The 22,979-nt window shown below is 47.3% G+C and carries 24 protein-coding genes; 12 read left to right on the top strand and 12 right to left on the bottom strand.

Translation table 11 applies throughout. The features are described from left to right. Positions 1-4 precede the first annotated feature (4 nt). On the bottom strand, positions 5-1,021 hold the full coding sequence (locus C8D98_RS07570) for a rod shape-determining protein (RefSeq protein ID WP_132873524.1): 1,017 nt from the start codon (positions 1,019-1,021) through the stop codon (positions 5-7). 256 nt (positions 1,022-1,277) lie between these two features. Between C8D98_RS07570 and lysS the strand changes: the two genes are divergently transcribed. Together lysS and C8D98_RS07560 are read left to right on the top strand one after the other, a co-directional pair. Further along, positions 1,278-2,747: a lysine--tRNA ligase gene (gene lysS / locus C8D98_RS07565; RefSeq protein WP_132873522.1), complete on the top strand. Its 1,470-nt coding sequence runs from the start codon at positions 1,278-1,280 to the stop codon at positions 2,745-2,747. Next, positions 2,737-3,687 carry a GGDEF domain-containing protein gene (locus tag C8D98_RS07560; protein ID WP_132873520.1) on the top strand — a complete coding sequence of 317 codons (951 nt, stop codon included), beginning with the start codon at positions 2,737-2,739 and terminating at the stop codon, positions 3,685-3,687. Before lysS ends, C8D98_RS07560 begins: the two co-directional genes overlap by 11 nt. Here C8D98_RS07560 and C8D98_RS07555 read toward each other — a convergent pair. Together C8D98_RS07555 and serA are read right to left on the bottom strand one after the other, a co-directional pair. Beyond that, on the bottom strand, positions 3,684-4,079 hold the full coding sequence (locus C8D98_RS07555) for a secondary thiamine-phosphate synthase enzyme YjbQ (RefSeq protein WP_132873518.1): 396 nt from the start codon (positions 4,077-4,079) through the stop codon (positions 3,684-3,686). The two genes, C8D98_RS07560 and C8D98_RS07555, sit on opposite strands and share 4 nt — an antisense overlap. After that, the gene (gene serA, locus C8D98_RS07550) at positions 4,079-5,701 is read right to left on the bottom strand and encodes a phosphoglycerate dehydrogenase (protein ID WP_132873516.1); all 1,623 of its coding nucleotides are present in this window, start codon (positions 5,699-5,701) and stop codon (positions 4,079-4,081) included. The genes C8D98_RS07555 and serA overlap by 1 nt, the downstream gene beginning before the upstream one ends. Positions 5,702-5,879: 178 nt before the next feature. Between serA and hemE the strand changes: the two genes are divergently transcribed. The 9 genes from hemE to C8D98_RS07505 all read left to right on the top strand — a co-directional run bounded on the left by hemE (position 5,880) and on the right by C8D98_RS07505 (position 12,790). Further along, a complete protein-coding gene (gene hemE / locus C8D98_RS07545; RefSeq protein ID WP_132873514.1) occupies positions 5,880-6,893 on the top strand; it encodes a uroporphyrinogen decarboxylase in 1,014 nt (337 codons plus the stop codon). After that, positions 6,890-7,837, top strand: coding sequence for a ferrochelatase (gene hemH, locus C8D98_RS07540; protein ID WP_132873512.1), 948 nt, complete (start codon positions 6,890-6,892; stop codon positions 7,835-7,837). The genes hemE and hemH overlap by 4 nt, the downstream gene beginning before the upstream one ends. Before the next feature lie 116 nt (positions 7,838-7,953). Further along, a complete protein-coding gene (locus tag C8D98_RS07535) occupies positions 7,954-8,814 on the top strand; it encodes a UbiA-like polyprenyltransferase (RefSeq protein WP_132873510.1) in 861 nt (286 codons plus the stop codon). Further along, positions 8,811-9,401 (top strand): UbiX family flavin prenyltransferase, encoded by a 591-nt coding sequence (locus C8D98_RS07530; protein ID WP_132873508.1) that lies wholly within the window; start codon positions 8,811-8,813, stop codon positions 9,399-9,401. The genes C8D98_RS07535 and C8D98_RS07530 overlap by 4 nt, the downstream gene beginning before the upstream one ends. An 11-nt stretch (positions 9,402-9,412) precedes the next feature. Continuing rightward, positions 9,413-9,838: a hypothetical protein gene (locus tag C8D98_RS07525; protein ID WP_132873506.1), complete on the top strand. Its 426-nt coding sequence runs from the start codon at positions 9,413-9,415 to the stop codon at positions 9,836-9,838. Between the two features lie 13 nt (positions 9,839-9,851). After that, positions 9,852-10,325, top strand: coding sequence for a hypothetical protein (locus C8D98_RS07520; RefSeq protein ID WP_132873504.1), 474 nt, complete (start codon positions 9,852-9,854; stop codon positions 10,323-10,325). Positions 10,326-10,472: 147 nt separating this feature from the next. After that, complete coding sequence (locus tag C8D98_RS07515) at positions 10,473-12,011, top strand: AMP-binding protein (RefSeq protein ID WP_132873502.1); 1,539 nt, start codon at positions 10,473-10,475, stop codon at positions 12,009-12,011. A 52-nt stretch (positions 12,012-12,063) separates the two neighbouring features. After that, positions 12,064-12,360 (top strand): AMP-binding enzyme, encoded by a 297-nt coding sequence (locus C8D98_RS13740; protein WP_165871234.1) that lies wholly within the window; start codon positions 12,064-12,066, stop codon positions 12,358-12,360. Between the two features lie 13 nt (positions 12,361-12,373). Continuing rightward, positions 12,374-12,790: a CBS domain-containing protein gene (locus tag C8D98_RS07505; protein WP_132873498.1), complete on the top strand. Its 417-nt coding sequence runs from the start codon at positions 12,374-12,376 to the stop codon at positions 12,788-12,790. 416 nt (positions 12,791-13,206) lie between these two features. Here the strand turns inward: C8D98_RS07505 and C8D98_RS07500 are convergent, their stop codons facing one another. The 9 genes from C8D98_RS07500 to C8D98_RS07460 are packed head-to-tail and all read right to left on the bottom strand — an operon-like array spanning position 13,207 to position 20,275. Continuing rightward, positions 13,207-13,434 (bottom strand): NifU family protein, encoded by a 228-nt coding sequence (locus tag C8D98_RS07500; RefSeq protein WP_132873496.1) that lies wholly within the window; start codon positions 13,432-13,434, stop codon positions 13,207-13,209. Positions 13,435-13,447: 13 nt separating this feature from the next. Further along, positions 13,448-13,882: a Fe-S cluster assembly scaffold protein NifU gene (gene nifU / locus C8D98_RS07495; protein ID WP_132873494.1), complete on the bottom strand. Its 435-nt coding sequence runs from the start codon at positions 13,880-13,882 to the stop codon at positions 13,448-13,450. A gap of 27 nt (positions 13,883-13,909) precedes the next feature. Next, positions 13,910-15,091: a cysteine desulfurase family protein gene (locus C8D98_RS07490; RefSeq protein WP_132873492.1), complete on the bottom strand. Its 1,182-nt coding sequence runs from the start codon at positions 15,089-15,091 to the stop codon at positions 13,910-13,912. A gap of 2 nt (positions 15,092-15,093) precedes the next feature. After that, positions 15,094-15,903: a hypothetical protein gene (locus tag C8D98_RS07485; protein ID WP_132873490.1), complete on the bottom strand. Its 810-nt coding sequence runs from the start codon at positions 15,901-15,903 to the stop codon at positions 15,094-15,096. A gap of 54 nt (positions 15,904-15,957) precedes the next feature. Further along, positions 15,958-16,926: a helix-turn-helix domain-containing protein gene (locus tag C8D98_RS07480; RefSeq protein WP_132873488.1), complete on the bottom strand. Its 969-nt coding sequence runs from the start codon at positions 16,924-16,926 to the stop codon at positions 15,958-15,960. 30 nt (positions 16,927-16,956) lie between these two features. Further along, entirely contained in the window at positions 16,957-17,733 is a 777-nt protein-coding gene (locus C8D98_RS07475; RefSeq protein WP_132873486.1) for a type III pantothenate kinase, read from the bottom strand. Beyond that, complete coding sequence (locus C8D98_RS07470; protein WP_132873484.1) at positions 17,717-18,472, bottom strand: biotin--[acetyl-CoA-carboxylase] ligase; 756 nt, start codon at positions 18,470-18,472, stop codon at positions 17,717-17,719. The genes C8D98_RS07475 and C8D98_RS07470 overlap by 17 nt, the downstream gene beginning before the upstream one ends. Beyond that, the gene (locus C8D98_RS07465; protein WP_132873483.1) at positions 18,465-18,818 is read right to left on the bottom strand and encodes a response regulator; all 354 of its coding nucleotides are present in this window, start codon (positions 18,816-18,818) and stop codon (positions 18,465-18,467) included. Before C8D98_RS07465 ends, C8D98_RS07470 begins: the two co-directional genes overlap by 8 nt. 2 nt (positions 18,819-18,820) lie before the next feature. Further along, entirely contained in the window at positions 18,821-20,275 is a 1,455-nt protein-coding gene (locus C8D98_RS07460) for an HD-GYP domain-containing protein (RefSeq protein WP_132873481.1), read from the bottom strand. 150 nt (positions 20,276-20,425) lie between these two features. Here C8D98_RS07460 and leuS point away from each other — a divergent pair, with 150 nt between their 5' ends. After that, the gene (gene leuS / locus C8D98_RS07455) at positions 20,426-22,978 is read left to right on the top strand and encodes a leucine--tRNA ligase (protein ID WP_132873479.1); all 2,553 of its coding nucleotides are present in this window, start codon (positions 20,426-20,428) and stop codon (positions 22,976-22,978) included. The last annotated feature ends 1 nt before the right edge of the window (position 22,979 follow it).

The following is a 22,979-nucleotide window of genomic DNA, read 5'->3' as shown; positions in this document are numbered from 1 at the left end:
TACCCTAGTCTATTGTTACTTTTTTCAGAAGCTCGATGTTGTCAAGCACTTTTCCTGCGCCGATAGCAACGGCCAGAAGCGGATCGTCAGCCACTATGATGGGCAGTCCGGTTTCATGGGAAAGACGTTTGTCGAGTCCTTTAAGCAAAGCTCCGCCACCTGTCAGTACGATACCTCTGTCAACTATGTCCGCTGAAAGCTCAGGCGGAGTTTTCTCCAGAGCGATACGCACGGCATCAATAATTTTTGATACTGCTTCGTCCAGAGCTTCTCTGACTTCGGCATCTGTAATGTCAATAGTCTTAGGTATGCCCGTAACAAGATCCCGACCTTTTATCTTAATACTCATTTCGTTTTCCATGGGAAAACATGAGCCTATCTTCATCTTAATCTGTTCTGCCGTTCCGTTACCGATAAGCAGGTTATACTTTCGCTTCACGTAGCTGACAATTGAATCATCCATCTCATCCCCGCCCACACGAACGGAGTTAGAATAAACAATCCCTGAAAGAGAGATTACGGCAACTTCTGTGGTACCGCCGCCGATATCGACAACCATGTTGCCTGACGGATCTTCAATGGGAAGTCCCGCACCGATGGCCGCAGCCATAGGCTCTTCAACCAGATAAACCTCACGGGCGCCCGCCTGAATGGCTGAATCTTTAACTGCACGTTTCTCAACCTGTGTAACGCCTGAGGGAACGCATATTACTATTCTGGGTCTGACCAGTGATTTTCTGTTGTGAACTTTCTGAATGAGGTTCTTAAGCATGCGCTCTGTGACCTCAAAGTTTGCGATAACACCGTCTTTCATAGGGCGGATGGCAACTATGTTTGCGGGAGTACGTCCCAGCATGCTTTTTGCCTCGCTGCCCACAGCAAGAACCTCATTGTTAATGTTGTTGATGGCAACAACACTGGGTTCGGAACAGACAACCCCTTTGCCCTTTACATATATAAGAGTATTGGCTGTGCCAAGATCAATTGCTAAGTCATTGGAAAAAATGTCGAAAAGCCCCATTAGATTTAACACCCCCGATGTTTGGGTTTATTTGTTTATTCGAACACGATAATCTAGACTATACGCAGACAGATTTCAAGAGAATTAATAAGTCCGGCGCAAGAATTTATGTGTCGGTTTAGATTAGTAATTTTTAAATACTGTGTCAAATAAATAAAAGCATATTTGATGCATTTTTTAATTGCACAATCAGCCCATATATAGTTATTGTATAATCAGTCAAAACAAATCAACTTATCAGGAGACTATCGATTCAATGGAACAGCACCGTCTTGATAAAATGCAGAAGCTGAAAGAGCTTTCTGAGCAGCCGTTTGTCAATTATCATAAAGTTGAGCATGATATAGCCGAAGTGACTGCAAAATATGCCGAAACCGAAAAAGAAAACCTCCCCGCACAGGACGTATGGTTCGACGTTGCAGGAAGGATCATGGCTCTGCGCCCCTTCGGAAAAGCGGCTTTCATCACCATAAAGGACCGCACCGACATCATTCAGGTATATGTTAAAAAAGGAGAGATATCCGACGAGCAGTACGCTGTGTTCGATCTCACCGACGTCGGCGATATAGTCGGCATCAAAGGCTTCCTTTTCAAAACAAAAACAGGCGAACTGACCATCTGCGCAAAGGAATTCCGCCTGCTTACCAAAGCTCTGCGCGACCTGCCCGAAAAATGGCACGGTCTCAAAGACATTGAGACCCGCTACCGCCAGAGATATGTCGACCTTATAGTTAATGAGGACGTTAAAGAAACTTTCAAAAAAAGAAGCTTAATTGTTAACGAGGTCAGAAAATTCTTCCTGAACAGGGATTTCTTTGAAGTGGAAACGCCAATGATGCACCCCATTGTGGGCGGCGCAACGGCCAAACCCTTCATAACACACCACAATGCACTCGACATGCCCCTCTATCTGCGCATCGCTCCGGAGCTTTATCTTAAGCGTCTGGTGGTGGGCGGATTCGAGAGAATTTTTGAAATAAACCGAAATTTTAGAAATGAAGGATTATCAACACGACATAATCCTGAATTTACCATGATTGAGTGGTATAATGCTTACAATGACTATCACGGTCTTATGGACATGATTCAGGAAATGTGCCAGGGAATAGCTGAAAAGCTCTATGGCAAAAAAGAGATAACCTTTAACGGAAACGTGATAGACTTAAGCGGTAACTGGCCGAGACTCACAATGCAGGAGGCCATCGTCAAAGGCAGCAACATCACTGATGATATGCTGAAAGACAGGGCTTCTGCCGAAGCTGCTGCGGCCAAAATTGGTGTCAAAGTTCAGAAGGAATGGGGCAAAGGCAAGATAATAATGGAGATTTTTGAGGAACTGATTGAGCACACCCTCATCAACCCTACATTCATTATAGACTATCCCAAAGAGGTCTCCCCGCTGGCGAAGTCCAAAAAGGATGATCCTGAAACCACTGAAAGGTTCGAACTTTTCATGGGCGGATTTGAGCTTGCCAACGGCTTCAACGAACTTAACGACCCCATCGACCAGTACGAAAGATTTGCAAAACAGGTTGCGGCGAAAGAAGCCGGAGACGAGGAAGCCTGTATGATGGATACCGACTATATCCGTGCCCTTGAGTACGGTCTGCCCCCCACAGCGGGCGCAGGTCTGGGTATCGACAGGCTCGTTATGCTCTTCACCGACAGCCAGTCAATAAGGGACGTTGTATTATTTCCCCATATGAGGCCAGAGGATGCCGAATAACACAAAAGTAGTTGCAAGAGCCAAAACAGAGAGCATTAAGACTTATATTGAAAATATCTTTCCTCTGGCGGACTTTAAGTCCGTCAGAGAGATTGAGGATCTGAACAGGGAGATAGTTGTCTTCGAACTGAACGGCGAAGACAGCGCAGACTCCATCAAAGAACTGCTGAAAACCAACAACTTTTTTCTGTTCATTTCCGATATGCTCCACGATGAGCTTCTTCTGGAACTTTCCAGAGAGTACTACTTTGTTTTCTGTCTGAAAGAAGACCCCATGACCGAAATAGAGATACGATTCAACACCCTGCTTCAGCACAGAAGCATAAAGCTGGAACTGGAGACCAAATCGGAAGAACTGGAATCCACGATATTCGAACTGGCTTTCGCATCCACAAACGTTCTGGAACAGAACGAGTTCCTTGAGCAGATGGCCAAGAAAGACGGCCTCACCCTTCTCTATAACCATTCATATTTCAAAGACAAACTGAAAGACGAACTCCTGCGCTCGGAAAGGTACAACAACCATTTCTGCCTTGCGCTTCTTGATATCGACTTCTTCAAAAAGGTTAACGATAACTACGGACACCTCAAAGGTGACGAGGTTCTCAAGTCTTTTGCGGCAACCATTAAGGACTCCATCCGCACAACCGACCTTGCGTCACGCTACGGCGGCGAGGAGTTTGCGATAATCTTCACCGAAACCGACCTTGAACACGCAATAATGGCCATCGAAAGGATACGCACAAAACTTGCGGCCACCTATTTTGAAAGCGGCGGCGAAAAATTCAAAATAACCTTCAGCGCAGGCATAACGCCCTTTCACAAATGCTATCATGATGTTGAGTTTATGGTAGGAGTGGCGGACAAAGCTCTCTATCTGAGCAAATCCACCGGAAGGAACAAGTTTACCGTACTTACAGGCGAGGACGTCTGCGGCTAGGAGCCGATGAACTTAAGGTAGACCTTTCTCTGTCTGGGGCCGTCGAACTCGCAGAAATATATCCCCTGCCACGTTCCCAGCAACATCTTCCCATTCTCGACAATAATTGTCTCCGATGCACCCACCAGCGACGATTTTATATGACTGTCCGAATTACCTTCATAGTGACGAAATTCTTTAGCAGCAGGAATAAGTTTTGACAAAAATGCGTTCATATCCGTCTGAACGTCCGGATCTGCATTCTCATTTATGGTGATTGCTGATGTGGTGTGTGGAGTGAAGACGACCAGTATACCGTCGGACAGCCCGTGGGCTGCCAGTCTGCTTTCGATATCACGGGTGATATCCACAAACTGGCAGCGGGCCGATGTATTGATATTCAGTGTAAGCATTAAAGGGTGACGGTTTTTGCTTCTATCATACCGTCAAGTGCGAGTATCTCTTTGACAACATCTGCGGGGATCTTGTTGTCCACACGGACAAAGCCCACAGCCGTACCATCGTCTACTCTGGAAAGCTCGAAGTCGGCAATGTTTATGCTGTTGTTGCCGAGTATGGTTCCCAGTTTGCCTATCATGCCGGGTCTGTCCATGTTTTTGAAGTACAGGAAAGTACCTTCGCCGATAAGGTCGAGATAGTAGTTGTCGTATGTAAGAATGCGTCCTATGCCGTCATTGAAGACAGTACCGCCGAGGGTTTTTTCTTCTTTGTCGGTTTTGACCTTGATAACCACGAGGTCGTTGAACTTGCCATAGGAATGAGTTTTTGTTTCAAGCACGTCGATGCTGCGCTCTTTGGCAACATAGGGTGCGTTGATGAAAGACACGTTCTCTTTCACAGCCACTTCCATGAAGCCTTTCAGACCTGCAATTGAGAAGGGCTGGAAGTTGAAGGGGGTGTCGAAGGTTCTTTCGCCGAAATCCTCTTCAAACTTGGGGCCCACCATTGTAAATTCGATGCTTTCGGGTCTGCCTTTAACAACCTGCGCAGCAAGATGTCCCATGCTCTCCATCAGCTCGAAATATTTCTGCATCTCTTCGGGAAGCTGAGATTTCATGAAGGGGATATTCACTGCATTGCGGTATGAACGTCCGTGGAGGGCGTTTTTGACCTGCTCTGCGATAATAACGGCAACGCCGTACTGACCTTCGTGAGTGTTCGCTCCTATATGGGGTGTAACATAGATGTTGTCCACATCGAAGAAAGGATGGTTAACGGGGGGTTCTGTAACGAAAACGTCCAGACCTGCCGCCGCAACCTTGCCGGACTTACATGCTTCAACGAGGTCAAGCTCGTTTACTATGCCGCCCCTTGCGCAGTTGATTATTACAACTCCGTCCTTCATCTTGGCGATCTCTTTGGAAGTTATGAGGTTCTTCGTCTCATCAGTCAGGGGAGTGTGGAATGTGATAACATCCGCCTGAGCGATAGCCTCTTCCAGAGTGTCGCAAAGCTCAACGCCGAGAGATTCGGCTCTTGATTTTTTGATATAGGGGTCAAACGCAACAACTTTCATTTCGAAAGCTCTGCATCTTTTTGCCACGTTTCCGCCGATACGGCCGAGACCGATGACAGCGAGGGTCTTCTTGTAGAGCTGGATGCCCATGAACCTCTTTCTGTCCCATTCGCCGGCTTTTGTGATCTGGTTTGCGGTGGGTATCTTGCGCACCACGGAAAGCATCATACCCATTGTCAGCTCGCAGGCGGCAAGAGTGTTGCCGGTGGGAGCGTTCATAACGATAATGCCCTTCATGCTGGCGGCTTCGATGTCTACGTTGTCAAGCCCGACACCCGCACGGCCGATAATCTTCAGTTTCCCCGGATTTTCAATAAGTTCAGCGTCAACGGTTGTGCCGCTTCTCGTGATTATTGCGTCATATTCGCCGATTATCTTCTTGAGTTCGGCGTTTTTGATTCCCGCCATTATATCGACCTGAATATCACTGTCCGCTCTCAAAATGTCTATACCGTCCTGTGAGATGTGGTCGGTAACCAGAACTTTGAATTTAGCCATCATATCCCTCTATATGAAGATTTAGGAAAATGATAATACCAAAGGGCGGTGGATTACGCAACAATAACATACTAATTTTCTAGGAATCTTTTCCTTTTTAGGGGTTAATATTGTAAAAGAACTTGACAGTGAACGGTAATTAAGGAATCTATATACTATCATAAATATGGAGCAAAAGATGGCTTTCAACGATTTATTACTCAGAACTCTCAACGGCGAAAAAACGGACAGACCCCCTGTGTGGTTCATGCGTCAGGCAGGCCGATATATGAAAGAATACAGAGAGGTGCGCAGCAAAGTGACCTTTCTGGAACTCTGCAAATCACCCGAGCTCTGCACAGAAGTTACGCTGCAGCCCATCAGAGCTTTCGGGTTTGACAACGCCATTCTTTTTTCAGACATTCTGATTCCCGTGGAACCTATGGGAATAGAGCTGGATTTCAACCCCGCACCCTTAATAGCGAACCCCGTCCGCACACTGGCGGATGCAGATAAACTCCGTGAGATCGACCCTGCGAAGGACGTTCCCTTTGTTCTTGAAACAGTGAAAATGCTGGTCAAGGCTCTGGACGTTCCGCTCATCGGTTTCTCCGGCGCACCCTTCACCCTCGCATGCTATATGGTCGAGGGCAAAGGTTCCAAAAACTTCGAGCATATTAAAATAATGATGCACACAGAGCCTAAGGCATACGCTGTGCTTATGGAAAAACTTACCAACTCAACCCTGAAATACCTTCAGGCACAGGTTGACGCAGGCGCACACGTTGTTCAGATGTTCGACACATGGGCAGGCATTCTGTCGCCCTACGACTATGAAAAATTCGTGTTCCCCTACGTTAAATATATCGTGGACAACATCAAAGGCGCACCCATGATCTACTTCGCAAAAGACAGCTACAGCTTCTCCGACACCATGGGCAAGCTGAACTGTGCAGGAATGGGCGTTGACTGGAAAACAAAACTGGTCGATGCGGATGCGAAACTCGGCGCAGGAAAATACGTTCTTCAGGGTAACTTTGACCCGGTTCTGCTCTTCGGCACAAAAGAGGCCATAAAAGAGCAGGCTGACCAGATCCTTGCCGAAGGCAAAACCCTTAAAGGGCATATATTCAACCTCGGCCACGGAATCCTCCCCACAACACCCGTTGAAAACGTGGACTACCTCGTTAAACTGGTGAAAGGTCAGGCATGAAGAAAGACCTGCTCTATATAATGTATATGGGCGGGCCGGACAGCATTGAGGGCATAGAGGAGTTTCTTTATAACCTCTTTTCCGACCGCACGATAATAGACTTTCATGTGGGCGGGATGCTGCAGAATTTCATTGCGAAAAAAATAGCGAAAAAACGCTCCAAAAAGGTAGCACCGGAATATATGAAGCTGGGCGGGCAATCCCCCCAGCTTCCTCATTTAAAGTCACTACTTGAGAAGATACGCCCCGAATATCAGCGCATCACAGGCAGAGAGCTTGAGACCTCCATCGGCATGTGCTACTACCATCCGTACATAAAAGACTCGCTGAAGGAACTGGAAGGGCGTGAGTTTGAAAATATCTACGTCACAACCATGTATCCCCAGTATTCATACACCACCACAGGCGCATGCTTCGACAGATTTAACCCGCTTCCTAAGCCACGCGGAAACATGGTCATTAAAAAATTCTGGCACATGAACGAAAAATATAACAAATGCATAACCGACAGGATTTTCAAAGCGGCTGAAAAGCTTGGCAAACCTCTGTCCGAGTGCCATATTCTGTTCTCAGCGCACTCCCTGCCGGAATACACCGTGAAAAAGGGTGACGAATATACCATGCATATCAGGGAGCAGGCGAATTATCTCATATCAAAGACCAATCCGAGGTCATCCGGACTGGCATACCAGAGCCGCACGGGGCCTGTCAAATGGGTATCCCCCTACACCGATCAGGAGCTTGTCAGGCTGGCACAGGAGAAGGTGGACAACGTCATCGTTGTGCCTATCTCTTTCGTTTCAGACCACATAGAGACCCTTATCGAGCTGGACGAGCAGTACATCCCCGAATACGAAAAGAGCGGTCTGAACATTGTCCGCATAGAAAGCCTCAACGACAGCGACGATTTCGCAGAGGCCATACTGGATATAATACTAAACTAGTCTTCCTCCCTCCTTTAATAAAGGAGGGTCGGGGTGGATTTTCTTCAACGGTCAATGTAAATCCCCCTTAATCCCCCTTTGTAAAAGGGGGAAAAAGATGTTTCGGAGTAACGCAGTTGGAAAAATTAAAAACTTTCTTAAGCATGATAAAGGTTGAACACACCCTGTTCGCCCTGCCCTTCGCCTTCACTGGCATGTTTCTGGCGGCGGACGGACTGCCCGACCTGCGCACTGTGGGTCTGATAGCTCTTGCCGTTCTGGGAGCCAGAAGCGGCGCAATGGGTTTCAACCGCATAGCTGATGCAAAGATAGACGCACGCAACCCACGCACCGAAAAAAGAGATATCCCCGCCGGAAAAATTTCCGTTGTTGAGGCATCGCTTTACACTGTTCTCTCTTTCGCACTCTATTTCCTTGCGGCATACCTGCTTAATCCCCTGTGTTTCTACCTTTCCCCCGTACCGTTCATCGTTTTCATACTCTATTCATACACTAAGAGATTCACATTCCTCTGCCATATAGTATTGGGCGTTGCTTTGGGGATTGCCCCCATAGGCGCATGGGCAGCTGTCACTGGTGATATAAACCTCGGAATCAGCCTTCTGGGGCTTGCAGTTCTCTTCTGGGTCTCCGGATTCGATATAGTTTACGCATGTCAGGACATTGAGTTCGACAAAAGTGAAGGACTGTTCAGCATCCCCCGTTTTCTGGGGCTTTCAAGATCCCTGATGCTCGCCAGACTGTTCCACCTCACGGCCTTCGGACTGTTCTTCTACACATGGCACTATTTTCAGATGGGCTTCATCTATCTGGCGGGAATACTCCTTTCGGGCGGATTCATGGTCTATCAGCACGCAATAATAAAACCGTCCGACCTCTCCAGACTCGGCATGGCGTTTTTCAATCTCAACGCATATATTAGCGTTACCATCTGTATCTTTACTTTTGTGGACATCATGGTCAAGAGGATGATATGAGACGTGTTTTTCTGGGTGTTACGGGAGCAAGCGGTGCGGTTTATGCAAAAGACCTCATTACCCGTCTGCCCGAACACGACTGCGAACTGCATCTGTGCATCACCCCCGATGCACTGACCAACATAAACCTTGAACTGAAAAAGGAATACCTGACTCCTCAGCAGTTTATAAACGATATCGATGCAAAAGCTGTTCTGCACGATTATAAAAACTTTGCGGCTCCCGTTTCCAGCGGTTCCTTTATGGTTGATTCATACATAATCGCACCCGCATCCATGGGTTTTGTCGGAAGAGCGGCAGGCGGAATAAGCTCGAACCTAATAGAAAGATGCGCCGACGTGGCACTGAAAGAGCGCAGAAAACTTCTGATTCTGTTCCGTGAGATGCCGCTGAACCTCATCCATCTGGAAAATCTGACCCTGCTGACCCGTGCCGGAGCGGTAATTTTACCCGCCGCCCCCGGTTTTTATCACAATCCGTCGGGAATTGATGAACTTATCTCTTTCGTAACCGGAAAAATATTTGATATAATAGGAATAGAGCATAATTTATATAAGAGATGGGGCGATGAGCCCCAAAGCGTGTAAAGGGGGAAACCATGCCCACGAGCTGGCTGAAAGAGACTTTTGAAAAGGGTGTCGAAGAGATTCAGAAACTGGCAAAGACCGGAAGCATCAAGATCGACATCACAAACCTGAAGAAGAAGCGGGACGAGCGTGTTAAGCTCATCGGCAACAAGGTGCTGGAGATGATCCGCACCGGAGAGCTGAAAGCAGAAACTTTCGAACCCGATTATTCATACATCCTTGAGATGGACAAAAAGATCGAACTGAAAGAGCGTGAACTCACAGACGGCGACACCGCCGTATACCACGAAGAGAGACCTGCTCAAACAGCGTCCGCACAGCCCGCAGACCCCGCAAAGGAGCATACTCAGCTGCCAGCCCCTGCCGCTGTTGTCAGACAGGATAACGAAGACGACGACAAAGACCCCCACGAGGACTACATCAACCGACCGGGCTGATAAGGAGCCTGATATGAAAAAATATTTCCTGTTCCTGACGCTTTCCGCCGTGCTTCTTCTCTCAGGGTGCATAGACACCTCAATGAAGTACCGCCCGACATCCGACCTCATGGCTAAATATGACAACTATGTCAAAGACGACTATCTCACAGTCTATTATGAGCTGAAGGAAGGACCTGACGGCAAGCTTCTGATGATGAGTGTAAAGAACACCGGCAGCATCTTTATGCGGAATCTCAGCATTGTTTTTGACGAGGCGCAGGTAATGCGCACCGCCGGATATAACTACAAAAGTCTGGGCAGCCTGAAAAACAGAAGCGTGAAAGAGCTTTCTATCGCACTGCCGAAAGAGAACTTCCAGTCCCTTAAACTGGAATACAACTTCGTCCCCGTTCTTGAGGACGGATTCCTCAACCGTGACGTTCCTGTGGGACACGTCGATGTGGAACCCATAACGGGAACTATAACACTGTATTTTGATAAATAATCAATGAGGCAGGCCGAAAGGTCTGCCTTTCTTTTTACAATCAATATGCTATTATAAGACTATGTTCACTAACGTTAAATTTTTATTTGATTTTATGGGTACTTTCCGAAATAATGTTATATTCGAAAGATACCGCCGGAGTCCAGAATGAGCAAGATAGTTGAAAAACTTAAACATAATTTTTCCCATTATATCCGCTCGGAAATAACAGAACACGAGCTTAAACGTATCGAGTCCTTCAAAGATCATGCAGAAATGTACGATTATCTGGGCAGCCGCTTCCTTATCTGGGAAGACAAATTCAAGCAGTCTGTAACCCCTGATCTGACAGGTGGATACACCTTTTTCAAAGGCGGAAGGCTCTGCCCCCTGAAAAATATCCTCATCAAACACCTCAAAACCAACGCCAAGAACAAAGCGGCTATAATATGGGTCGGCAGCGACGGAACCCAGAGTGTCTATACATACCAGTCGCTCTACTCCGAAGTGGTCAAGTGCTCCGCCGCACTCATAAAGCTGGGCATAAAAAAAGGCGACAGGGTGCTCATCCACCTGCCCAACACACCGGAACTCATAATTCTTATGCTTGCCTGCTCCAGCATCGGCGCAGTTCACGTTCTCTACCATGCCAGCTACTCTGCGGAATCACTGGCCGGAAGGATCGCCAACTGCAAGCCTTCAATAGTGGTGACATCGGACGAATCCGTCACAGGCGGCCACGTCAACATGAAAGAAAAGCTGGACAACGCCCTTCACAAAAGCGAACACAACCCGAAATACTGCATAATAGTCAGCCGCACGGGAAAACGTGTCCACATGAAACCCCTGCGTGACCTCTGGTATCACGACCTTATTTCAGACGAAGTGCACACCGACGCATCCGAGCTGAAGCTGGAGCCTATGAACGCTGACGACACAATGTTCATGCTCTACACCTCAACAGCAATGGGCGAACCTCATGCCCTGACCTATTCCTACGGCGGATTTCTGCTCTGGGCATATATGTCTTACCTTATGATGTTCGACAAAAAGGAGACCGACACCTACTGGTGTACGGCAGATATCTCTTGGGTTACAGGCCATTCATACATAGTTTACGGGCCTCTCATGTCCGGCCAGACGGTTCTGGTTTTCGAAGACACCGTAAATATTGAGAATGCAAAAGATTTCTTCGATATATGCAGAAAATACAGCGTTAATAAGCTCTATACAACGCCTTCCGCTCTCCGGTCGCTCATGAACGCCAGCCAGAAGAAAAACATCTTCCTCGATCTGCCCGCTATTGAGATGGTTGCATCCGGCGGAGAGAAAATGCCCGCCGAAGTTTTAGAGTGGACGTCAGCAAAACTCTGTTCCAACAGAGCGGTCATTTTCGACATATATTCTTTAACAGAAGCGGGAGGAGCAATTTTCTCTTCACTGGCAGGATATTCCGACATCGAATATGGAACCGTCGGAAAACATTTACCGGGAGTGCCTGCGGTTTTACTGGACAAAACTTCAAAACATGTTATAGATACTATCAATACTCAAGGTGAAATAGTATTAAATGCCCCTTTCGCACCCCTTGCGAAATCTGTCCACGGACAGCCGGGCTTATTCGAAAAAATCTATTGGAAAAAAAATGCTCACTCAAAACCCTACTTCAGTACGGGTGACGGGGGGGCAGTACGACAACAATTATAATATGGTTCTAACAGGCCGTCTCGATGATGTTATGCATATCGGAGGGAAAAGAATGAGCCTGGTGGAAATCGAAGAAGCAGTCAGAACATATCCTAAGATAAAGGATTTTGCCCTGATCAACGTCACAGACGAAAAACGGGGAGAAAAACTGATAGCCTTCTGCGTTCTTAAAGACAAAAAGGACGAAAGCTACCACGACCAGATTATAAGAGAAATCAAAGAAACAATACTGAACGAAATAGGCGAAATCGCAATGCCCAGCGATATCAGGTTCACCAGAACCATCCCCAAGTCTCCGGACGGGGTCATTCTGCGTGACCTTCTGAAAGAGATCGCCATGCAGATGTAGCATAGGAGTGAGAATGAAAGTTCGTGACATTATGGCGACTAACATAGTCACCGCAGGTCCTGACGAGACCATTAAGGAAGTTATATTAAGAATACGCAGAAAAAATATCTCAGGACTGCCTGTTGTCGATAAAAACAACAAGGTTCTGGGAACTTTCAGCGAAGCGGATATCGCAAAGGCACTGCCGGATATCCTGAACGAAGCGCAGTTTATCCCCCTGATAGACGTGCGTGAGCTTACTGCGGAACCTGTTAAAAGGGTTATGCATATGCCCGCTGTAACCATCTCTCCCGATGCCACGGTTGAGGAAGCGGCAACAGTCGTTCTCGAAAAATACCGCCACAGACTCCCCGTTGTGGACGAAACAGGAAAGTTGGTGGGGCTTGTGTCTCTCGGCGACATTCTGAAAGCACTGCTGAACAAATTATAAAACCAAGGGGCTGAAAAGCCCCTTTTTTTATGTATTTTCAGTCACGTCATTCTACGAGACTCTTCGTTGCACTCAGAGTGACAGGAATATATATCCTTTCTCATTTTCTCAGAAAATATTTGTACACTACGAATACGTCATAAAAGTCATTTTGAACGAAGTGAAGAATCTCAGAAATGGTTATTCGTCTTTGCGAACCTCGAAGAGGTGAAGCAAGCTTCCAAACACAGACGAACTAAGGCGATATGATATCTAAAGTTGGAAGACTGCCACGGGCTAAAGCCCTCGCAGTGACGAAAAATATATGCCTATGGGTGATAAAAAAACTTGGTTTTTAGATACAATCAGAACAAGGAAGAAATGCGATGCGTTATAAACGATAAAAAAAGGGGTGCCTTGCGGGCACCCCTTTAAGATTATATGGAAAGAACTTCCTTAACTTCAGGAATCATGTCTTTCAGTCTTGCCTCAACACCGTGTTTCAGTGTCATGGTGCTGAAGGGGCAGGAGCCGCAAGCGCCTGTCAGCTGAACTTTTACTACGCCGTCTTCTGAAACGTCAAGCAGAGTGATATCTCCGCCGTCAGCCTGAAGGGTGGGTCTAACCTGATCCAGAACTTCTTCTACTCTTTCTCTAAGGCTCATTTTGTATCCTCCGTTAATTCTCTTTCTTTATTTTTGCTTTCATCTCTTCAATAATCGCAGGATCCTGACCCTTTGATATGAAGTAGTTTTTAAGTGCGTCTTCGATGGCCTCTTCAGCCATTACAGAACAGTGTATCTTAGCGGGGGGCAGTCCGTCAAGGGCATCTACGATGGCCTGATTTGTCAGGGCGAGCAGTTCCTCAACTTTTTTGCCTTTCATAAGCTCTGTTGCCATGGAGCTGGATGCGATAGCCGCGCCGCAGCCGAAAGTTTTGAATTTAACATCCTCAACTATCTGGTCGTCATTTATCTTAAGGAAGATCTTCATGACGTCGCCGCATGCGGGGTTGCCGACTTCCCCTACTCCGTTTGCTCCCTCTATTTCGCCCATGTTTCTGGGGTTCATGAAATGATCCATAACTTTATCGCTGTAAGGTCCTTTAGCCATTGTTCTCTCCTCCTGTAATTAGGAAAACTACTTTCTGTTGTACATAGGCGACATTTCGCACAGTCTCTGAACCGTTTCCGGCATAACTTTCAGGACGTTTTCGATGTCGTCTTGAGTATTATATTTCGACATAGACATACCGAGCGAACCTGCGCAGATGTCGTTGGGAACGCCTACCGCTGTAAGAACGTATGATGCGGCGAGATCTTCCTCGTCCTCCGCCAGAATGTTGGAGGAGCAGGCAGATCCGCTGGCGCATGCGAAGCCTTTAAGCGACAGCCACATGAGCAGTGATTCGCCTTCGATATACTCAATCCAGAAGCTGACGTGTCCGGGTCTGCGTCTGTCCTTGTTTCCTGTGAAGTGCAGGAAGTCGAACATTCCGCCCAGCCCGTCCCAGAGTTTTTTCTGGAGGCTTACAAGCTCGGGAACCCAAACGCCCATTTCGGCCTTTGCGATGCGAGCCGCCTCACCCATTCCAACTATAGCTGGAACGTTCTCTGTTCCGCTTCTGTAGCCTCTTTCCTGATGTCCGCCGTCAAGCAGTCCGCTGAGTTTGATGCCGTCTCTTATGTAGAGTGCGCCCGCACCTTTGGGTCCGTAGAAATTCTGCGATGCAATGGAGAGCATATCGCAGTTAAGCGCTTTGACATCCAGCTCAGAAAAACCCGCAGCCGCAACTGCGTCAACATGGAAAGCAACGTTGTTCTCCCGGCATATTGCGCCCAGAGCGTCTGTGTACTGAACAGTACCGATCTCAGGGTTCGTATGCTGAATGGAAACCAGCACAGTATCTTTTCTGAGGGCTTTTTTCAGGTCGTCAGGGTTAACAAGGCCTGTGTTGTCGACTCTGAGCTTGGTTATCTCATAGCCGTCATTTATAAGCTTTGTTACAGCCGAATCAACTGAAAAATGCTCTATCTCACTGATGATAATGTGTTTGCCCGTGTTCTTGGGGTTCTTGAGAAATCCCTTGATAGCGAGGTTATTAGATTCCGTTCCGCAGGAGGTGAAAACTATCTCCTCCGTTTTCGCATTTATAAAAGAGGCAACCTCTCCTCTTGCCGCTTCCATAGCCTCGAAAGCCTCTCTGCCGATGGGGTAGAAATGCGCTGACGGGTTTCCGTAGTGCTCGGTATAAAAAGGAAGCATTTTCTCAACCACTCTCTGGTCGGGCTTAGTTCCCGCAACATTGTCGAGATATATCATTTTCATTCTCCAATGATGTCTTTAAACGAATCCGTTATCTGTGCGCAGATGACGTTTATATAGTCTCCGGCTATGCTGATCCTGTTTTTTGACCGGAACACTGTGACAGGGCGCTTTCTGGAACACACGTCTGCCATCGTGGGGACAAATCCTACTGATTCAGTAATATATCCGAAGTCCTTATTTACATCTTTTTTAAAATATAAGTCAAGAACAAATCCGGTGGAAATCGCTCCCATTCTAATGTCGATATCCAGACCGGTGTCGGCTTTGAGCTTTTGTCTGAAACCCGCCAGCAGACCTGTTTCCATGTCGGAGAAAAACATATTGAACGCCAGACGCTCTTCAAAGACCTTAGTCTCTGTGTTTGTGAAAGCGAAAAGCTCTCTGGTCTGGTTTATCATGTCGTCAACACCACTCTTGCCGAAAACAGCCGCCGGAAGAAAAGCCGCAGCCTCCATGTCTTCCTTGTTAACCTGAACAGCGTTTACAAGGTAAGCAATGGGCTCTTCTATCTTATATACATCTTTTGCGGTAAAGGTTCCGGTAAAGTCGACTATGTCTCCTTCATATTCTTTCAGGGCTTCCATGTCGTCTTTGGGGTCAGAAAGAACGAGCAGAATGTCCTCGTCGTCTATCATTCCTGCCGGAAGAACGTCATATTCGTTTGTGGCTGTAGTCAGAGTGCTGTTCGCAAGACTGTTACCAAACACCTTGATACTTATAAGTGGGAATTCATTCTCCAGTTTCTCAAGAACCTCTGAGAGAATGAGATTTTCATTCGCATACACGGCCGCAGAAAATTGACGCATAAAAACACCTTTCTTGTCTTAATAGGATAGGATGATGTCGGATTATTTCAAGACTTATTTTACAATACTGTACTTAAGTGAACCTGTTTCGTTGGGTTCAAACTTAAGACCTTTCGCCGGCTGCTTATAGCCTCCGAGTCCTGAAATTACCTTACCGTTGAATGTCACAGAAGCCACAGCGGCGTTGCCCACGTCGAGCACAAAATATTTTTTGAACGCAATTTCTCTTTTGTTGCCTCTGCTGGCTATGAAATCAAGCTCTTCGCCTGTATCGGATTTAACGTGAACCCAGCAGACGTCGGCGAAGTTGAGGATCGCAACGTTGCCTGTGGGGAGCGCTTTCTTATCTTTTTCTTCTTTCAGCTTATCAGCTTCGATGGCCGTTTTGTCGGGTCTTATCACCCCGTCCTGAACAACCATTTTGTCAGCTTCTCCGGGCTTGGCCTCGCCCTCTGCGGCGGGAGTTGTGCCTTCGCCTGTCTGTTCTGCCGCAGTCACCTCTTCAATGGTCTTTTCAACTGTTTTAGGGTCGACAGTATTGAATGTGGTGTCCTCCTGCTGGGGGGCGGCGGGAGCTGGGGCCTGAGGCTGAACCTGTTCGGCTACAGGTGCGGTTTCAACCTTATTATTGCCTTTCAGAGCGAAGAACAGCTTTGTGCCCGCAAATATCACCAGAATGATAACCACAGTGGGGATGATATATTTCATTACAGGGACAGGCTCGCTTGCGGCTATCTCCTGCAGGGGTTCATTTGAGAAAACAATGGCAGTGTCACGGGTGAAGTCCGATCTGGTGCATTCCTCCGCAAGCATGGCGTTGACCTCTTCAATGTCCAGTCCGAGGTATTCCGCATAGTTCTTAACAAAGTTCTTAACGTGGTTATATGACGGGAGTGCCGCAAAACCGCCCTCTTCAAGCTGTTTTACGATGTCCTCGCTGAGTCTCGTTTCCTGTGTTACCTTTTCGATGGAAAGCCCTTGTGCCTCTCTGGCTTCTTTCAGAAATGTTCCGAGTCTGCTCATTTTAACCGCCGCTAATTAAAAATTTAATAGTTAAATATTCTTTTCGTATATGATCTTAAGACCCTCAAGGGTCAGGTTTGGTTCATACCTTTTGATGTATTTGCTCTCTTCTGCAAACACGCTTCCAAGTCCCCCCGTGGAAATGACGGGGATATTTTCGCCGTCGAACTCCTCTTCAAGGATGCGCCTGATGATACCGTCCACCATCTCCAGATATCCGTAATAGATTCCGGACTGGATGGAGTGGATGGTGTTTTTGCCGATGATGGTGTCCACACGTTCAATCTCCACCTCGGGCAGTTTTGCCGTGTTCGAGTGGAGGATCTGAGCTGAAAGCTTTATACCTGGCGAAATAACGCCTCCGATGTAGTCCCCGTTGCGGCTGATGACATCGAATGTCGTTGCGGTTCCGAAATCCACCACTATGGCCGGATATCCGTGTTTAACCTTAACGGCAACAGCGTTGACGATTCTGTCTGCGCCTACCTCTTTGGGGTTCTCCATCTTTATGGGTATACCTGTTTTAACGCCGGGTGCTATCACCAGTGCGTCCTTGTCCAGATATTTTCTCGCAAACTTGGTAAAGGTAAAGATAAGTCTGGGAACAACACTTGCAATAATAACACCGGAGATGTCGGAAGGTTTTACCCCTTCGCTCTCCATCAGTCGCATTATGATTGCGGCGTATTCGTCTGTTGTTCTGCTTGTGCTGGACTGCACCCTGAAGTTGCATACAATGTTATTGCTGCCCTTTTCGAAAATTCCGATCACAACGTTTGTGTTGCCAATGTCAACGGCAAAAATCATATCCGATGTCTCCGGTTACGATGGTTTCAGGTCTTCCGTACGCATTCTCCGCCAAAAGGCAGCCGAAAGCGTCGATACCCCTTTCAGTGTATTCTGTTTTCACACCATCTTTATGTAAAGAAATCTTTTTGTCAAGAAAAGCGGAATAAAACGGCCATAAATTTATCAAATTTATCCGACCTGTTATAAAATCATCATATTTTTCTTCCAGATTATTCATAAAAGAGGCTAAAATTTCTTCTCTGATGAAATTTCTACCTGAAATCTTTTTGAGAGAAGTTGCCATCCATGCGATATCTTCGGGAAAATCCTCTATATTGACGTTAAGGCCTATGCCCAGTACCGCCTTTTCCAGTTTTCCTCCGGAAAAGGACGTTTCCATGAGTATTCCCGCCAGTTTTTTTCCTTCGGCGATGATATCGTTCGGCCACTTTATCTTAACGTCGGCGATATCTTTCAGCGTGTCTGCAAGAATATAGCCCGCAAAAATGTTCATGGGGAGCAGTTTCTGAGGCTCGATATCGTTTAGAACTATAGAAAAATAGAGGTTAAGCCCCTCTGCGCTGTGCCATTTTCTCCCGCTTCTCCCACGCCCTGCGGTCTGGGATTCTGCGGTTACCACGGCAAAAGGCGGCAGATCGTTTGAAACTGCGTACGCATTGGTGGAATCAACCGTTTCAAGTGCAACTATCGTGCTGTGTTTTCCTCTGAAGCCTTCATAAAGCTTTGTGTCAAACATTGGCCAGTTCGGTAACCTTGCCGATAAGCTCCTCGATTCCGCCTGACTTGTGAACCACGGCGTTATATTTAACCCCGATGCGTTCTTTAAGTCTTTCTGCGTTTCCGGTGTATATGATAACGGGGACAGAGGGTGCCTGATTCTGAAGTTTCAGGGCTACTTCCTCCCCGCTGAGTTTGGGCATTTCAAGGTCGAGGACAACGACATCGATGTTCTGTTCGTTAAAGGCTACCAGACCTTCTTCTCCGTCTATTGCTGTAACGACATTATAACCAAGGTCGCAAAATTCATCACGCAGTATCAGCCTTATATCTTCATCGTCATCCACAACTAGTAACGTTTTCAAAATTACCTCCTGTCTAAACACTTGTATATTTCATTTTTAATGAAAAACTGAACAATGTCAATATCCAGAACGTTTCTTTCCGCTTCCTCAATCAGTATAGCACATGCTTTTTCCACGGGCATGGCTTTTTTGTAGGGTCTGTCCTGAGCTGTGAGGGCGTCATAAATATCTGCTATGGCCATTATGCGGCCGGGAATTACAACCTCTTCCCCTTTGAGACCAAATGGATAGCCGTTTCCGCTTATTCTTTCGTGATGCATTGCGGCAACCTCCGGAACCTGCTTCAACTCCTTTGTCCACGGGATCTTCTTAAGAAACTCATAAGTATGACGCACATGACTCATTATGACATCCCTTTCGGAATCTGTTAGCGAACCCCTTTTTATGCTGAGATATGAATATTCCTTTTCGGTGAGCAGTTGGTGTGTGTGCCCTTCCGTATCCTCGAAAAAATAGTGGAGGCATCTGTCCAGTCCTTCGGAGGTATCCGCATCCAGAACCGTCGGGATGTTGGCCATATAAACCTTTTCAAGCAGAGTGTTCAACTCGTCTGTTACACTCTGGGGTTTGCCTTCGGCTTTTGCAACAGCCTTTGCCATTGCAAACCTGTATTTTATAACATCCATCATGCCCGGATAGAGTTTATCAGCCTTCTGGAGTACGTTTTCGCTGATGACGAGTTTTCCGAAGTCGTGGAGCATGCATGAATATTTAAGGGAGCGAAGCTGTGCAGGGGTGAGGACGAAATCGGGAAATGTTTCATCATCATCGCTCATGGCTTCTGCTATTGCCATAGTAAGACTGGTGACACGTTCGCTGTGACCGCCTGTCACAGGGTCGCGGGAGTCTATCGCCGTCATGCAGGCCTGAATGAATCCCTCCCACATTGCCTCGATACTGTCGTAAAGCAGTGCGTTCTCCAGCGCCATGCCTATTATGCCGCTGAGAGAGTGGGCTGTGTGGGCATCCTCAACTGTGAAAACACCGACAGCCTCATCAGCAGTATCCTTATTTACAGGAACGTTCTTTTTGCGTTTGTTTATAAGCTGAAGCACACCGATAAGTCCGCCGCTGATATCCGTAATGGGGAAAACGAGCATGGATCTGGTGCAGTAGCCGGACATATCGTCGAAACTCTGATTAAAGCGGAACGGAAATTTGGGATCGAGGTCGTAAACGTCGTCAAGCCTGAGTATCTCCTTCCGCACTGCGCAGAAGCCCGCAATACTCTGCTCGTTGGCCTTCATCCTGAATTTTTTGAAGGGCAGATCCAGTGAGTCGTTCTGGGTGTAGCTGAATATCAGTTCGTCGTTCTCTTCGTCGTAAATAAATATGCTTCCGGCATCCGCAGAGAGCATGTTTCTGATACTTCCGAGCACAGTGTCGAGCAACTCATCCAGATTGCGTATTCTGACAAAAGTATACGCCAACTCAATAAAAGAGTTATCACTAATCATAAAGAATTCCCGTTAATTATTTATACGCATTATACCAGTTTTTACACTCTACTAAAATAAAAAAAATATCATGTATTTTGGTTTTCAATAATCCTTGATATATTACCTTAACTTTGCTAGTTATTAACTCTTAACAGTCGGAGGCTTTTGATGAAATATAATCCCGCAGAGACAGAAGAGAAATGGCAGAAGATATGGGAGGACAGAAAACTCTTTAAAGTTGCGACAGATAACAGCAAAGAGAAGTTCTACTGCCTTGAGATGTTCCCCTATCCGTCAGGAAAGATACACATGGGGCACGTCCGCAACTATGCCATCGGTGACGTTATCTCACGTTACAAATTCATGCAGGGATTCAACGTTCTTCACCCCATGGGGTGGGATGCCTTCGGTCTGCCCGCAGAAAACGCCGCAATAGAGAACTCAACACACCCCGCAGTTTGGACAAAGAACAACATTAGCTACATGAAGGCACAGCTTAAAAAGCTCGGCCTCTCCTACGACTGGGACAGGGAAGTGGCGACCTGCGATCCAGAATACTATAAATGGGAACAGATGGTCTTCATTCAGATGTATGAAAAAGGCCTTGTTTATAAAAAGAAATCACTGCTTAACTGGTGCGACGACTGCAACACGGTTCTTGCAAACGAACAGGTTGAGGACGGCGCATGCTGGAGATGCGGACACGAAGTGCGCATTAAGGAGCTTGACGGCTGGTATCTGAAGATAACCGATTATGCCGATGAGCTTCTGGATTTCACCGAAAAGCTGGACGGATGGCCTTCGAAGGTTCTCACAATGCAGCAGAACTGGATAGGCAAATCCTACGGCGCAGAGATAGACTTCGCCCTTACCCATTCAGACGAAAAAATAAAGGTATTCACCACCAGACCCGACACTCTGTTCGGAGCAACTTTCATGTCCCTTGCGCCCGAGCACCCCATGGCAAAGGCACTGCTGAAAGGCACAGAGCAGGAGAAAGAGGGGCTTGAGTTCATAGATGCCATCCTTAAAGACGACAAGGTCAACAGAATGGCTGACGACAAAGAGAAGAAAGGCGTGTTCACAGGCAGATATGCCATCAACCCCGTAACTGGATACCAGATGCCCATCTTCCTTGCCAACTTTGTTCTGATGGACTACGGAACAGGAGCGGTTATGGCTGTTCCCGCCCACGACCAGAGGGACTTTGAATTTGCTAAAAAATACGGCTGTGAACTGAAAATAGTCATAATGCCCAAAGAAGGTCTTGAGCTTGAAACAATGACCGAGGCCTACACAGGCGCAGGCACGCTGGTGAACTCCGGAGTTTTTGACGGCACAGACAACGAATCCGCCAAAAAAGCGATAGTGGACTACCTCGACACCCACAACCTCGGTAAGAGTACGGTAAACTACCGTCTGCGTGACTGGCAGATCTCCCGCCAGAGATACTGGGGCGCACCCATCCCCTTCATCCAGTGCGACTGCTGCGGAAGCGTTCCGGTTCCCTTCGATCAGCTTCCGGTTCAGCTTCCCGATGTTGATTTCAACCCCGAAATGCGAGGCAACCCGCTGGACAAGGTCGAATCCTTCGTGAACACCACATGCCCCAAATGCGGCAAACCCGCAAGACGTGAAACCGATACCATGGATACCTTCATGGAATCCTCATGGTATTTCTTAAGGTATACATCCCCGCAGTGCGACACTGCCCCGTTTAACAAAGATGATGCGAACTACTGGATGAACGTTGACCAGTACATTGGCGGAATCGAGCATGCGATCCTTCACCTGCTCTATGCACGCTTCTATACGAAAGTAATGCGTGACCTCGGCTACGTCTCTGTTGACGAGCCGTTCAAGAGACTGCTCACTCAGGGTATGGTCTGCAAAGAGACCTACAAATGCCCCGTTGACGGCTGGCTCTTCCCCGAGGAGTCCAAAGAGGGCAAATGCGCCAAATGCGGCGGCGACGTTGTTATCGGACGTGTTGAGAAGATGTCCAAATCCAAAAAGAACGTTATCGACCCCAATAAACTTATACAGACATACGGAGCTGACACGGCAAGGCTGTTCATCCTCTTCGCAAGCCCCCCCGAAAGAGAGCTTGAGTGGAGCGATTCCGGTGTCGAAGGCTCTTTCAGATTCCTGAACAGAGTCTACAGACTGGTTTTCAACAACCTTGAGCTTATCAAGGCCGACCATGCAGGCACAGCAGAGGACGCTCTGACAAAAGAGCTTCTTTATGCTCTGCACTCAACAGTTAAGAAGGTTACAGAGGATATCGAACGCTATCAGCTCAACACGGCAGTTGCGGCCATGATGGAGTTCGTAAACAGCCTCTATTCGGCAGAAGCAAACCTGACCGACGGGCACAAGGCTCTGTTTAAAGATTGTCTGCTGACCCTCATAAAAATTCTTGCTCCCTTCACTCCCCACCTCGCAGAGGAACTCTGGGAGATGACAGGTCAGGCGGAGCTTGTCTCCCGTGCAGAATGGGTGAAATTTGACGCCGCCCACACTCAGAAAGACGAGATAGTCGTTGCCGTTCAGGTGAACGGAAAGCTGAGAGGCCAGATCGGCATCTCCAGAAACATGGCTCAGGACGATGTTTTCGCCCTCGCACTGGCAAACGAGAACGTCTCCAAACACACAGACGGCATGACCTTCGTCAAGAAGATATACGTGCCTAACAAACTTGTTAACTTCGTGGTGAAATAAC

Source organism: Seleniivibrio woodruffii, from assembly GCF_004339245.1.
Lineage (GTDB): Bacteria > Chrysiogenota > Deferribacteres > Deferribacterales > Geovibrionaceae > Seleniivibrio > Seleniivibrio woodruffii.
This window is presented reverse-complemented; position numbering and strand designations above follow the sequence as displayed.